The following is a 12779-nucleotide window of genomic DNA, read 5'->3' as shown; positions in this document are numbered from 1 at the left end:
TGTGGCCTTTCGGATCAGCGGGGGCGGTGGATATGGGCGCTCTGGACTATGCCAAAGGCGGCCATCAGGACCAGCATGGCCGAACCGCCATAGCTGACCATGGGCAGCGGTACGCCCACGACCGGGGCAAGCCCCATCACCATCGACATGTTGACGGCAAAGAACAGGAAAAAGTTCAGCGCGATGCCCAGCGTGACCAGCGACGAAAATCGGTCTTTGGTCGAAAGCGCTGTCACGAGGCAGAAAATCAGGATCAGACCATACAGGGTCAGCAGGGTGATGCCGCCGACAAATCCGAATTCTTCAGCCAGCGTGGTGAAGATGAAATCGGTGTGCTTTTCGGGCAGGAAGTTCAGTCGCGATTGCGTGCCCTGCATGAACCCTCGCCCGTTCCAGCCACCGGACCCCAGCGCGATCTTGGACTGGGTGATGTGATACCCCGCGCCCAGCGGATCGGTCGAGGGGTCAAGGAAGGTGTCGATGCGGCGGAACTGGTAATCCTTCAGCAACTGCCACTCTGTGCCTCGGCTGTTGAACACGGTTGCCACAAGCCCGACGCCCGCCGCGATCACAGCGGCGAAATAGGCCCAGTGGACGCCGGCCAGAAACATCAGCCCCCCGCCCGCGGCTAGCAACAGGATCGAGGTGCCAAGGTCGGGCTGTCGCAGAACCATGAAAGTCGGGATCAGGATCAGGATGACCGGGATTATGACCCAGAGCGGCCGGGACGTCTTGTGCGACGGCAGCCAGTCGTAATAAGCCGCCAGCAGCATGACCAGCGTTACCTTCATCAGTTCCGAAGGTTGCAGTCGCATGAAGCCAAGGTCGATCCAGCGCTGCGCCCCCATTCCGACCGTGCCGAACAACTCAACAAAGACCAGCAGGGCGATTGAAACGAGATAGGCCAGAACCGACATATTGCGCCAGAACCAGATCGGCACCAGTGCCACGATGAACATCACGGTCAGGCCCAGACCAAAGCGCTCCATCTGCGGCTCGGCCCAAGGGGTCCAGGACCCGCCCGCCACGGAATACAGCATCAGGAACCCGGCGCTGGCCACGCTGATCAGCAGCAGGGTCAGCGGCCAGTTCATATACAGGAATTTGCGGAACCCCGACGGCGTGGATTTGACGGCATATTCAAGATAGCTCATGCGCGGTCCTTCTCGGTCGGGCGCGCTTTGGGCCGGCGGTCACCTTCCAGCCGTTTCTGTTGTTCCTTGATGCGCTCGCGGTCGGCGACCGGATAAGCCTCAAGCGGCGGAGTTCCGTCGTAGAGTGCCTGCAACATGATATCCCGCGCAACCGGCGCGGCGGCCTTGGAACCGCCGCCGCCATGTTCCACAACCACGGCCACGGCGTATTTGGGATTTTCATAGGGGGCAAAGCTGACAAACAGCGCATGGTCGCGGCGCTCCCACGGCAGGTCTTCGTTGCGGATCACCCCGGCGGCCCGTTCGGCCTTGGTGATGTTGCGCACCTGACTGGTGCCGGTCTTGCCCGCCATGCGGAATTCATCGGCGATGATGCGGCTGCGATAAGCCGTGCCGCGCCGGTCGTTCGAGACCGAGAACATCGCCTTGCGCACGTGCTCCAGATTGTTGCGGTTCACCGCCAGAGGCTCGCCCGCGCCCGACGGCTGTTCAACTCCGTTCACCGACCGCACCAGACGCGGCGTCACCGCCCGCCCGGTAGCGATGCGCGCGGTCATCACCGCCAGTTGCAGCGGCGATGCCAGCATGAAACCCTGTCCGATCGAGGCATTCGCCGTGTCGCCTACCAGCCAGTCCTCGCCGTGAACACGTTGTTTCCACGCCTGGTTGGGGGCCAGTCCGGCCGCGACTGCGGACATCGGGATATCGTGTTTTACGCCCAGCCCGAAGGTGCGCGCCATGTCGGATATCTTGTCGATGCCTGTGCGCAAGGCAACATCGTAATAGTACACATCGCAGCTGCGTTTCAGCGACAGCCCAAGATCCACCGTGCCGTGACCGCCGCGCTTCCAGCAGTGGAACCGGCGGCTGCCGACTTTCAGGTGACCCGGGCAGTAAACCGTATTGCCGGGCCCGATCACGCCAGCCTCAAGCGCGGCCATGGCGGTGATCATCTTGAAGGTCGAGCCGGGCGGATAAGTACCTTGTACGGTCTTGTTGGCCAGCGGGCGGTAATTGTCCTGAGTCAGCGTCCGGTAGTCGGCCACAGAGATGCCGCGCACAAACAGATTCGGATCAAAACTGGGCGCCGAGCTGATCGCCCGGATGTCGCCTGTTTCGCAATCGATGACCACCGCCGCGGCGCTTTCACCGGCCAGCCGGGCCTGCGCGTATTGCTGCAGGTCCGCGTCGACCGACAATTGCAAATCAGCCCCGGCGGTGCCCTCCTGCCGGTCCAGTTCCCGCATCACCCGCCCGGTGGCATTGACTTCGACCCGTTTGGCCCCGGCCTTGCCGCGCAGGGAAATTTCCTGCTTGGCTTCCAGTCCGACCTTGCCGATTTGGAACCGGGGGATGCGAAGCACCGGTTCGGGGTCCTCGATCTGGCTGAGATCGTAGTCGCTGACCGGGCCGACATACCCGACCACATGGGCAAAGTCCTCGTACCGGGGATACTGGCGCGTCATGCCCACTTCGGGGGTCACGCCGGGCAGGGCAGGGGCGTTGACGGCAACTTTCGAAATATGTTCCCACGTGACCTGATCAGCCAGTGTCACGGGCAGGAACGGTGCCGAGCGGCGCATTTCTGCCTTGGCGCGTTCGATCTCATCCTCGGTCAGCGGGATCAGATCCGAGAGCTTGGCGATAACCTTGTCTACGTCGCCCGCATCCTCGCGCACCATGACGATCCGGTAAGAGGGCGAGTTCTGACCGATGATTTCGCCATTGCGGTCGTAAATTCGTCCGCGCGTTGGCGGGATCAGGCGGATATTGATCCGGTTTTCCTCGGCCAGCAGGCGGTATTCGTCGGCCTGATCCACCTGCATGAACCGCATGCGGGCGGCCAGACCCCCGATGAAGGCGGCCTGAAGCCCGCCGAGTATCAGCGCCCTGCGTGGCAGGCGTTTATAGGCGAGGCCTTGGGATTTGGGTTTGCGCTGCTTCATGACCGCGCTCCGAACGGGCTGGTTTCAGCTGCGGATACCCGCCGGACCCCTAATCCGTTCTGGCTGAGCAGAACGATCAGGGGATATACTGCAATCGTCAGAACCACTTGTATCACCACCGGTCCCAATGCCGCCTGTTGCACCGACAGAATAGCAAGAATGATGCGGTTCAACATAAAAACTGCCGTGATCACCACCGCAACGCTGGACCATTCGCCGACAAATCCAGAATCCCGCATTCCCGGCGCCGCTGAACGAAGATAGGCGGCGCCAAGAACCACCAGCGCGGCCAGCAGTCCCGGCGGCCGCTGCAGCAGCAGATCGGCCATCAGCATGACAACCGCCACAAGCAGGGTCGGAACAAATTCCGGCCGCCGCAGGATCCAGGCAAAAGTCAGGGCAATCAGCAGGTCCGGAAATGGCCAGCGGTCGGGCGCAGTATCCAGTGGCAACAGATGCAGGAACATGATCAGGGCCGCCAGACACAGATAAAGCCCGCGCTTGGACCAAAGCTGCGAGGTCGCGCTATCCATCGCCAACCTCCACCGGGGTCAGGGCGGCGGCAGGTTGTCTGGGGCCGACAATGTTGCCCGGATCCCGGATCGGCGGGGCCGACTGGTAACGCAGGACCCTGAGAAATTCCAGGCGTTCGAAATCGGCCGACAGGCGAACGCGCAGGCGGCCACCGGGGTCGGCCGTGATCTGGCCGATCAGCAGGCCGGCGGGAAACACGCCCCCGTCGCCCGATGTCACCACCCGGTCGCCGGGGCGCACCAGTTCACGGTTCTCTAGAAACTCCACCGCCGGGGCCGGCGTGTTGTCTCCCTTGATCAGAGCGGTCTGGCCCGAGGGCTGAATGGTCGCCGGGATCGCGCTGGACGCGTCGGTCATCAGGATCACCCGCGCGGTATCCGGACCCACCCCGGAAATGCGTCCGACCACACCGATCCCGTCCATCGTCGCCCAGCCATCGGTGATACCGTCGCGTTCACCCACATTCAGCAGTACCGACTGCCGGAAGGGCGATCCGCTGTCGGCCATGACGACGCCGGTGATATAGGTCAGGCGCGGATCAAGCCGGACGTTGTTCAGATCCAGCAGGCGGGCGTTTTCCTGCTCCAACTGCAGCGCGGCCTCTTTCCAGGCGCGCATCAGGCGCAATTCGCTGCGCAATTCCTGGTTCTGTTCACTCAGGCGCTGATAACTTTGAAAATCCCGCACCAGATTGACGACAGCGGTGACCGGCACCATGGCCCATTCCATCGAAGGCACGACCCGGTCCACCACCTGCGCGCGAAACCGTTCGACGCGCGGGCTGTCGATGCGCCAGACCAAAAAGATTGCCAGAAGACACAGAACGACAATCCCCAACAGCAGCCGGCGCAGGGGGGTGGTGTATTCGTCGCGCTGTGATCGGTCCTTTGCCACAGGACTCCTTCCCGTGCTGCTCGCGCCCGATTTTACCCTATTTCACAAGGGTGCGCGCCTTAGCTTTCGTAGTCAATCGCGTGGCGCAGTTGTTTTTCGTATTCCAGCGCTTTGCCGGTACCCAAAGCCACACAATTGAGGCTTTCATCGGCGATCGACACGGCCAGCCCGGTCTGTTCGCGCAGGGCGAGGTCCAGGTCACCCAGCAGCGCGCCGCCACCGGTCAGCATCACGCCCCGGTCGACAATGTCGGCGGCCAGATCGGGCGGAGTGGTTTCCAGCGCGGTCATCACCGCCTCGCAAATCTGCTGGACAGGTTCCGACAGAGCCTCGGCCACCTGGGCCTGACTGATCTCGATTTCCTTGGGCACACCGTTCAGCAGGTCGCGACCGCGGATATGCATCGACTGGCCGCGGCCGTCGTCGGGCATGCGCGCGGTGCCGATGGTGGTTTTGATCCGTTCGGCGGTGGATTCACCGACCAGCAGGTTCTGCTGGCGGCGCAGGTACGAGATGATCGCCTCATCCATCCGGTCTCCGCCGACACGGACCGAGCGGGCGTATACGATGTCGCCCAGCGACAGAACCGCCACTTCGGTGGTACCGCCGCCGATATCGACGACCATGTTGCCTGTCGGGTCGGTGATCGGCATGCCGGCGCCAATGGCCGCCGCAATCGGTTCGGCAATCAGGCCCGCGCGGCGCGCGCCTGCGGATAGAACCGACTGTCGGATTGCCCGTTTCTCAACGGGTGTCGCGCCGTGCGGGACGCAGACGATGATCTTGGGTTTCGAAAAGGTCGAGCGCTTGTGCACCTTGCGGATGAAATGCTTGATCATTTCCTCGGCGGTATCGAAATCGGCAATAACGCCTTCGCGCATCGGGCGGATCGCTTCGATCGAGCCCGGGGTCCGGCCCAGCATCAGCTTGGCGTCTTCGCCCACGGCCAGCACTTTTTTCACACCGTCCTTGACGTGATAGGCCACTACCGACGGTTCAGACAGTATCACGCCGCGCCCTTTGACATAAACCAGCGTGTTCGCTGTCCCAAGGTCAATGGCCATGTCCGCAGTGAACAGGCCGCCCAGATTGCCAAAGATTCCCATGTTTTCACTGATCCCGTTCGTCAGAATTTCAACTGCCCGCGACTCGACGGTTCCGGGACGGATGTCTTATAGGGTGCCATCTCGCCCGGTAAAAGGGCTGATTCCGCGTCAATCAGCACCTTTCCGCCTTATTGACAGGGACTTTAGAAGGCAAAATGCTCTCATATCAACACATTTACCACGCCGGGAATCTGGCTGATGTGCAAAAGCACGCATTATTGGCGTGGATGCTGGAATATCTGACCCGCAAAGATAAGCCCCTGACCTATCTTGAAACCCATTCCGGGCGCGGCCTTTACCATCTGGACGCCGTCGAAGCCCTGCGAACCGGTGAGGCCGCCGCCGGAATAGGGCGGGCCCGCAAGGAGGACTGGTTTGACGCGACACACCCCCTTTCGCGGGCGCTGGCCGGGGTTCAGGAGCGTTACGGCGCTGATGCATATGCCGGGTCGCCCCTGATCGCGGCTGGCCTGCTGCGGGATGGCGACAGCCTGCATTTTGCCGAGTTGCACCCGCAGGAACACGGGGCGCTGTCTGGCGCACTCTCAGGCACTGGCGCGAAGGTCTACAAACAGGATGGATATGAGCTGGCGCAATCCCTTTTGCCCCCGGCGCCAAGGCGCGGGATGGTCCTGATCGACCCGAGTTATGAAGTGAAATCGGAATATGGCCGCCTGCCCGGAATCGTCGCCAGCCTGCATCGCAAGTGGAACGTAGGGGTAATTGCCGTTTGGTATCCGATTCTGGCAGACGGGCGGCACCGGGAAATGATCTCGGCGCTTAAGGGGCAGAATCTGCCGAAATCCATCTGTCATGAGGTGGAATTCGCACCGGCAAGAAAAGGTCACGGGATGATCGGATCAGGCATGTTCATCGCGAACGCGCCCTATGGCATCGCGGAAGAAACCGACCGTTTGTCGGACATCTTCGCGCGCCTCTGAGACGTGAGCATCTGATGGGCGCAGGTCGGCGAATGCTCCCGCCTCGGTTGCCAGCATCAGAGATGCAGCCGCCCGAGTTGGGCCCGGCAGCGCGCCTGCGCGCTGCCGGGCCCAATGCCGCTAGGGTGTTCGGCGCAGCCGGACAGCTGCGGGTGCGGGAGCCCGTTTGCCCCTAACCGGTCAGGTCAGATCCTTATAGCTGATCTCACGCGTGTCAGCCCCGGGTCCGGCTTTTTCGCGGCGCATGATCAGCCGGTTCAGCGCGTGAATATAGGCTTTGGCCGACGCCACCACGGTATCGGTATTCGCGGACTGGCCCGTGGCGATCATGCCGTCCTCTTCCAGCCGCACCGAAACGGTGGCCTGAGCGTCGGTGCCTTCGGTCACTGCGTGAACCTGATACAATTGCAGCCGCGCCGTGTTGGGATGGATCGTCCGGATCGCCTTGAAGGTGGCATCCACCGGACCGTCACCATGCTCAGTCGCGATGACATCCTTGCCATCCACTTCCAGTTCAACGGTCGATTCCGCCTGCCCGCCGGTGCCGCAGGTCACCTTCATCGAGACCAGTTGCAGGTGATCGTCCGCATCGTCCAGCGTCATCAACGCGATCAGGTCGTCGTCGAACACCTCTTTCTTGCGGTCGGCCAGATCCTTGAACCGCACGAAAATGTCCTTGAGCTGATTGTCACCCACCTCATAGCCCAGCGTTTCGAGCTTGTCGCGCAATGCGGCCCGGCCCGAGTGTTTGCCCAAGGGCAGCGAGGTGCCGGACAGGCCGATATCTTCGGGGCGCATGATCTCGAAATTCTCGCGGTTCTTCAGCATGCCGTCCTGATGAATGCCGCTTTCATGGGCAAAGGCGTTTTTGCCGACGATTGCCTTGTTGAACTGCACGTTGAAGCCCGACACCGTCGCAACCCGGCGCGAGATATGCATGATCTTGGTGGTGTCGATGCCAGTGTTCCAGGGCATGATGTCGTTGCGGGTGCGCAGCGCCATCACCACCTCTTCCAGCGCGGTGTTGCCCGCGCGTTCGCCCAGACCGTTGATGGTGCATTCGATCTGCCGTGCGCCACCTGCGACGGCCGCCAGAGAGTTCGCGGTCGCCATGCCAAGGTCGTTGTGGCAATGGGTCGCAAACACCACCTCATCAGCGCCTGGTACGGTCTCGATCAGGCGCTTGATCAGGTCCGCGGATTCAACCGGGGCGGTGTACCCCACCGTGTCGGGGATGTTGATCGTCGTGGCACCCGCCTTGATCGCAATCTCAATCACGCGGCACAGGTAATCCCATTCCGTGCGGGTCGCGTCCATCGGCGACCATTGCACGTTTTCGCACAGGTTGCGCGCATGGCTGACCGTTTCGTGGATCTTCTCGGCCATCTCGTCTTGCGTGAGGTTGGGGATGGCGCGGTGCAGCGGTGAGGTGCCGATAAAGGTGTGAATCCGGTTCTTCCCGGCGTGCTTCACCGCCTCCCAACAGCGGTCGATATCGGCGAAATTGGCGCGGGCCAGACCGCAGATCCGGCTGTTTTTGGCGCGCTGCGCGATTTCGGTGACGGCCTTGAAGTCGCCCTCGGACGCGATGGGGAAACCGGCTTCGATGATGTCGACGCCCATCTCGTCCAGCAGCTCGGCGATCTCCAGCTTTTCGTCATGGGTCATGGTTGCGCCGGGGCTCTGCTCGCCGTCGCGCAAAGTGGTATCGAAGATCAAGACGCGGTCTTGGTCGGTCACGTTGGTCATGGGAATCTCTTTCTTGTCTGTCCTAAAGCCTATGGCGCGCGGGCGTCCTCCTCTGAGCGGGCGCGCCGAATGGCACGCTCAGAGGCGGATTAGGATCAGTAGGCCACGCAGAGACGCACCGCGAAGGGCGGCGTCGGCAAAAGGGATATCTGCGCGGTTGATCATAGGACGGAAGTTATACAGAGCTTGCCTGGAATGAAAAGACCAATTTGACCCTTTGCGGCGGGCGGCTAGGTGATCGGATATGGACAAGGCATTGATTATTGGCGCGTCAGGCGGAGTCGGGCAGGCCGTTTGCCGGCAGTTGGAATGCCAGGGAGTGGTGGTGACAGCATTGTCCCGTTCAGCCGACGGGTTTGAACTGACCGACCCGGAGGGTGTGAACCGTGCGCTTGATGCAATCTCCGACCGGTTCGACCTGATCCTGATCGCCTCGGGGGCCCTGGAAATCGACGGTGCGGCACCGGAAAAGACGATTCGGGCCGTTTCGGCGCAGGCGATGATGGATCAGTTCGCATTGAACGCCGTCGGGCCGGCTCTGGTCCTGGCCCATGCCGCGCGCCTGCTGCCGCGGGACCGGCGTGCCGTGTTTGCGGTGCTTTCAGCCCGCGTCGGGTCGATCGGGGACAATCGTCTGGGCGGCTGGGTCAGCTACCGTGCGGCAAAGGCGGCAGTTAACCAGATTGTTCGGACCAGTGCGATTGAACTGGCACGGACACATGCCCGGGCGATCTGCGTGGCGCTGCATCCCGGTACGGTGAGAACCGAATTTACCCGAAAATACCTTGGCCGCCATCCGGCGGTTTCACCGGATGAGGCCGCTGCAAACCTGTTGACCGTCACGAAGGGTCTGTCCCCTGAAGACAGCGGCGGGTTCTTCGACTGGGCCGGAAACCCGGTGCCCTGGTGACGCGTCCCGCCTAGCCGTCCGAGTTTGTCGCTTCGGGTACCACCGCCTCAGGAGAAGAGTCCGTTGCGTCTTCGTTTGGCGTTGCCAGTTCGCCGTTCTGCCAAAGCCCGGATTCTTCGGTGCCGTTGGCATAGCGCATGGTACCGTCCCCGTGGCGCTTGTTGTCCAGAAACCCGCCTTCATAGACGTCGCCGGTTGCAAAGGTCGCGACACCGGTGCCGCTGATTTTACCGCTGACCCAGCCGCCGGTATATGTGAAGCCGGTCGGCATGGTGATGGTGCCCTGACCGTGGCGCTGGCCGTTCTCGAAATCGCCGTCATAGACGGTACCGTCCGGAAAGCTGGCCTTGCCTTTGCCCTGACGGACACCGTCGGCCCACTCGCCCTCGTACAGGTATCCGTTGGCAAAGGTCAGAACGCCGGTGCCGTGGCTGAGACCGTTTTTGAACTGGCCAGTGTAAACGACGCCGTTGGGGTAGGTGGCGGTGCCGCGACCCTCGAAGATTCCGGCAATCCAGTCGCCGTCATAGATGATGCCGTCGGCAAAGGTGTGCATGCCCCTGCCATGGGGCAGGTCGGCGCTGAAATCGCCAACATAGGTCGAACCGTCGGGATAGGTCAGTTCGCCGAACCCTTCGATCTGACCGTCCGCCCACTGGCCGGAGTAATCAAACCCGTCGGTGCCCAGAAAGCGCCCTGTGCCGTGGCGGCGGTCGTCCGAATATTCGCCTTCGTAAATCGCGCCATTGGCATAGGTCGCCTTGCCTTGACCCTGACGGCGCCCATCGACAAGCTCACCTTCGTAGAGATCGCCGTTGGCCTGAAGCAAGCGGCCTGTTCCGGTGACCTGATCGCGGGTCCAGGTGCCGGTATACACCTGACCGTCCGCCGAGGTCTGAGTGCCCTGACCGTGACGCTGGCCATTTTCGATATCGCCTTCGTAAACGCTGCCCTGCGCCGTGGTTATCTTGCCTTTGCCCTGTTTAACGCCGTCGACCCAATCCCCGTCATAGCTATAGCCCGAAGGATCGGTCATCACGCCCTTTCCGTGATAACGGGCATCCTTGAAGCCGCCTTCATAGCGCGCGCCATTGGCATAGGTGGCAACACCCTGCCCGTTGATCGACCCGTTGGCCCATTCCCCTTCGTAGCTGCCGCCATCCGGGTACACGATCTTGCCACGCCCTTCGGGCTGACCCTTGGCAAAGGTCCCTTCATAGATCGAGCCATTGACGTACCGGGCGATACCCTTGCCCTGAATCTCGCCCTCGACCCATTCGCCCTCATACTGGAACCCATTGGGCAGGCGATAGCTGCCGGTTCCGTGGCGCAGGCCGTTTTCGAACGTGCCTTCATACACGCCGCCCACATCGTCATCCGCGACAATCACCTGCCCGTCCTGCGCCGCGGCACCCGCGGCGATCAGCGCCAATGTTGTTGCAGCAATTGAAGTGCGGAAAACGTTCATGGTCGTTCCTGACTGCCCGGTTTTGATCCCTTTTTCGCAAAACTAAGGTACCGAAGGGGGCAGAGCAACGGGTTTTGCCGCATTTGCCTTTTACTCGCGCAATGATCTGCTAAATGGCATTAGGACCGACGAGGGCAAGAGGGCAGCATGGCCGACCGTTTCCGCATCACTCTGGCGCAACTCAACCCTGTTGTGGGGGATATCGACGGCAACGCGGCGCAGGCGATGGCCGCGTGGGAAGAGGCGCGGGCAGCCGGGGCCGATCTGGTGGCGTTTCCCGAGATGTTCATCACCGGCTACAACACTCAGGATCTGGTGATGAAGCCGGTCTTCTACCGGGCTGCGATGGCGGCGGTCGAAGCGCTGGCGGCGCGGTGCGCCGAGGGTCCGGCGATAGCCATTGGCGGACCCTGGACCGAAGATGGCAACCTTTTCAACGCCTACCTGATCCTCAAGGGCGGGCGGATCGGCAGCAAGGCGCTGAAACATCATCTGCCCAACGAGACGGTGTTCGACGAAGTGCGCCTGTATGATGCCGGTCCTTTGGGCGGGCCGTATTCGGTTGGCAATACGCGTATCGGCAGCCCGATCTGCGAGGACAGCTGGCACCCGGATGTGGCCGAAACGCTTGAGGAAACCGGAGCCGAATTTCTGCTGATCCCCAATGGCTCGCCCTATTTCCGCAACAAATACGACGTGCGCCTGAACCATATGGTGGCCCGCGTGGTCGAAACCGGCCTGCCGCTGATTTACCTCAACATGGTCGGTGGTCAGGACGATCAGGTGTTCGACGGCGCGACCTTTGGCCTGAACCCGGGCGGAGAGCTGGCGTTCAGGATGCCGGTATTTGACGAGGCAATCACGCATATCGATCTGGAACGCGGCGATGACGGCTGGCGTATCGTGCCCGCCGAAATCGTGCCGCAACCCGATGAGTGGGAGCAGGATTATCGCGCGATGGTTCAATCCCTGCGCGACTACATGGACAAGACCGGGTTCAAGAAGGTGTTGCTGGGTCTGTCCGGCGGCGTCGATTCCGCCCTTGTCGCCGCCATTGCGGTTGATGCCCTTGGTGCGGATAACGTCCGATGCGTGATGCTGCCGTCTGAATACACCAGCCAGGCTTCACTGGACGATGCCGAAGCTGTCGCCAGGGCGCTGGGGGTTCATTATGACTATGTTCCGATCTCGGACAGCCGGGCGGCGGTAACCCAGACATTGGCGTCACTGTTTGCCGGGCGCAATGAGGACCTGACCGAAGAGAACATCCAATCGCGCCTGCGTGGATTGCTGTTGATGGCGATCTCGAACAAGTTCGGCGAAATGCTGCTGACCACCGGCAACAAGTCCGAAGTCGCGGTGGGATATGCCACGATTTATGGCGACATGAACGGCGGCTATAACCCCATCAAGGATCTCTACAAGACGCGGGTGTTCGAGACCTGCCGCTGGCGCAACGCCAATCACCGAAGCTGGATGGCGGGCCCCGCAGGTGAGGTGATCCGCCCCTCGATCATCGACAAACCGCCCAGCGCGGAATTGCGCGAGGATCAGAAGGACAGCGACAGCCTGCCGGATTACCCTGTACTGGACGCCATTCTGACCATTCTGGTGGATCAGGACGGTTCGATTGCGGATTGCGTGGCGGCCGGGTTCGACGAGGCCGAGGCGCGCCGGGTCGAGAACCTGATCTATGTCAGCGAATACAAGCGTTTTCAGTCCGCGCCCGGTACCCGCCTGACCAGTCGGGCATTTTGGCTGGATCGCAGGTATCCAATCGTCAATCGGTGGCGCGACCGCGACTGATCAGAACGAAAAGTGCCATATTCTCCGGCTGCGCTGTTTCTAAAGACTGACCAGTGATTAGTTGGGATTTGCCATTGTTTCGGCATTCAACGTCAATGACGTCTTTTCACGGCCTCAATGCGGCTGACGGCTTGATGGCGCGACATTTTTTTGCCACATTTTAGCTTAATTGACGCCCCATATGGGGCAGTGCGTTACAGCTTCTGGTTCGGGGCAATGTCGGAACCTAAACGACGGAACCAAACGTGGCGCATCCGGTGTTAAATGTCTG

At 61.5% G+C, this 12779-nt stretch carries 10 protein-coding genes; 3 read left to right on the top strand and 7 right to left on the bottom strand.

Translation table 11 applies throughout. The annotated features are described in order from the left end of the window. Window positions 1–14: 14 nt before the first annotated feature. Genes rodA through ACR0D8_RS15985 form a run of 5 tightly spaced genes read right to left on the bottom strand, consistent with a single transcriptional unit; the run spans window position 15 to window position 5634 of the window. Window positions 15–1154, bottom strand: coding sequence for a rod shape-determining protein RodA (rodA, locus tag ACR0D8_RS16005; RefSeq protein WP_475154366.1), 1140 nt, complete (start codon window positions 1152–1154; stop codon window positions 15–17). Next, a complete protein-coding gene (gene mrdA / locus ACR0D8_RS16000; protein WP_480647984.1) occupies window positions 1151–3100 on the bottom strand; it encodes a penicillin-binding protein 2 in 1950 nt (649 codons plus the stop codon). Before mrdA ends, rodA begins: the two co-directional genes overlap by 4 nt. Beyond that, window positions 3097–3633, bottom strand: coding sequence for a rod shape-determining protein MreD (locus ACR0D8_RS15995; protein ID WP_480647982.1), 537 nt, complete (start codon window positions 3631–3633; stop codon window positions 3097–3099). Before ACR0D8_RS15995 ends, mrdA begins: the two co-directional genes overlap by 4 nt. Then, window positions 3626–4528, bottom strand: a complete 903-nt coding sequence (gene mreC / locus ACR0D8_RS15990; RefSeq protein WP_475154358.1) for a rod shape-determining protein MreC — start codon at window positions 4526–4528, stop codon at window positions 3626–3628. The genes ACR0D8_RS15995 and mreC overlap by 8 nt, the downstream gene beginning before the upstream one ends. Window positions 4529–4587: 59 nt before the next feature. Next, complete coding sequence (locus ACR0D8_RS15985) at window positions 4588–5634, bottom strand: rod shape-determining protein (protein ID WP_039523195.1); 1047 nt, start codon at window positions 5632–5634, stop codon at window positions 4588–4590. 155 nt (window positions 5635–5789) lie between these two features. Here ACR0D8_RS15985 and ACR0D8_RS15980 point away from each other — a divergent pair, with 155 nt between their 5' ends. Further along, entirely contained in the window at window positions 5790–6575 is a 786-nt protein-coding gene (locus ACR0D8_RS15980; RefSeq protein ID WP_480647980.1) for a 23S rRNA (adenine(2030)-N(6))-methyltransferase RlmJ, read from the top strand. A gap of 180 nt (window positions 6576–6755) precedes the next feature. Here ACR0D8_RS15980 and ACR0D8_RS15975 read toward each other — a convergent pair whose 3' ends face one another. Further along, complete coding sequence (locus ACR0D8_RS15975) at window positions 6756–8324, bottom strand: 2-isopropylmalate synthase (protein ID WP_480647978.1); 1569 nt, start codon at window positions 8322–8324, stop codon at window positions 6756–6758. A gap of 244 nt (window positions 8325–8568) precedes the next feature. Here ACR0D8_RS15975 and ACR0D8_RS15970 point away from each other — a divergent pair, with 244 nt between their 5' ends. Then, the gene (locus ACR0D8_RS15970; protein WP_480647977.1) at window positions 8569–9234 is read left to right on the top strand and encodes an SDR family NAD(P)-dependent oxidoreductase; all 666 of its coding nucleotides are present in this window, start codon (window positions 8569–8571) and stop codon (window positions 9232–9234) included. 10 nt (window positions 9235–9244) lie between these two features. Here the strand turns inward: ACR0D8_RS15970 and ACR0D8_RS15965 are convergent, their stop codons facing one another. Beyond that, complete coding sequence (locus ACR0D8_RS15965) at window positions 9245–10702, bottom strand: MORN repeat-containing protein (protein WP_480647975.1); 1458 nt, start codon at window positions 10700–10702, stop codon at window positions 9245–9247. Window positions 10703–10849: 147 nt separating this feature from the next. Here ACR0D8_RS15965 and ACR0D8_RS15960 point away from each other — a divergent pair, with 147 nt between their 5' ends. Continuing rightward, complete coding sequence (locus tag ACR0D8_RS15960; protein ID WP_480647973.1) at window positions 10850–12508, top strand: NAD+ synthase; 1659 nt, start codon at window positions 10850–10852, stop codon at window positions 12506–12508. The last annotated feature ends 271 nt before the right edge of the window (window positions 12509–12779 follow it).

The organism is Ruegeria sp. BG10, from assembly GCF_056538575.1.
This window is presented reverse-complemented; position numbering and strand designations above follow the sequence as displayed.

Bases quoted from the DNA above. Each gene is read 5' to 3' on its own strand.
- rodA (WP_475154366.1), bottom strand. From the start codon at position 1,154: ATGAGCTATCTTGAATATGCCGTCAAATCCACGCCGTCGGGGTTCCGC.
- ACR0D8_RS15965 (WP_480647975.1), bottom strand. From the start codon at position 10,702: ATGAACGTTTTCCGCACTTCAATTGCTGCAACAACATTGGCGCTGATC.
- mrdA (WP_480647984.1), bottom strand. From the start codon at position 3,100: ATGAAGCAGCGCAAACCCAAATCCCAAGGCCTCGCCTATAAACGCCTG.
- ACR0D8_RS15975 (WP_480647978.1), bottom strand. From the start codon at position 8,324: ATGACCAACGTGACCGACCAAGACCGCGTCTTGATCTTCGATACCACT.
- ACR0D8_RS15980 (WP_480647980.1), top strand. From the start codon at position 5,790: ATGCTCTCATATCAACACATTTACCACGCCGGGAATCTGGCTGATGTG.
- ACR0D8_RS15960 (WP_480647973.1), top strand. From the start codon at position 10,850: ATGGCCGACCGTTTCCGCATCACTCTGGCGCAACTCAACCCTGTTGTG.
- ACR0D8_RS15995 (WP_480647982.1), bottom strand. From the start codon at position 3,633: ATGGATAGCGCGACCTCGCAGCTTTGGTCCAAGCGCGGGCTTTATCTG.
- ACR0D8_RS15970 (WP_480647977.1), top strand. From the start codon at position 8,569: ATGGACAAGGCATTGATTATTGGCGCGTCAGGCGGAGTCGGGCAGGCC.
- ACR0D8_RS15985 (WP_039523195.1), bottom strand. From the start codon at position 5,634: ATGGGAATCTTTGGCAATCTGGGCGGCCTGTTCACTGCGGACATGGCC.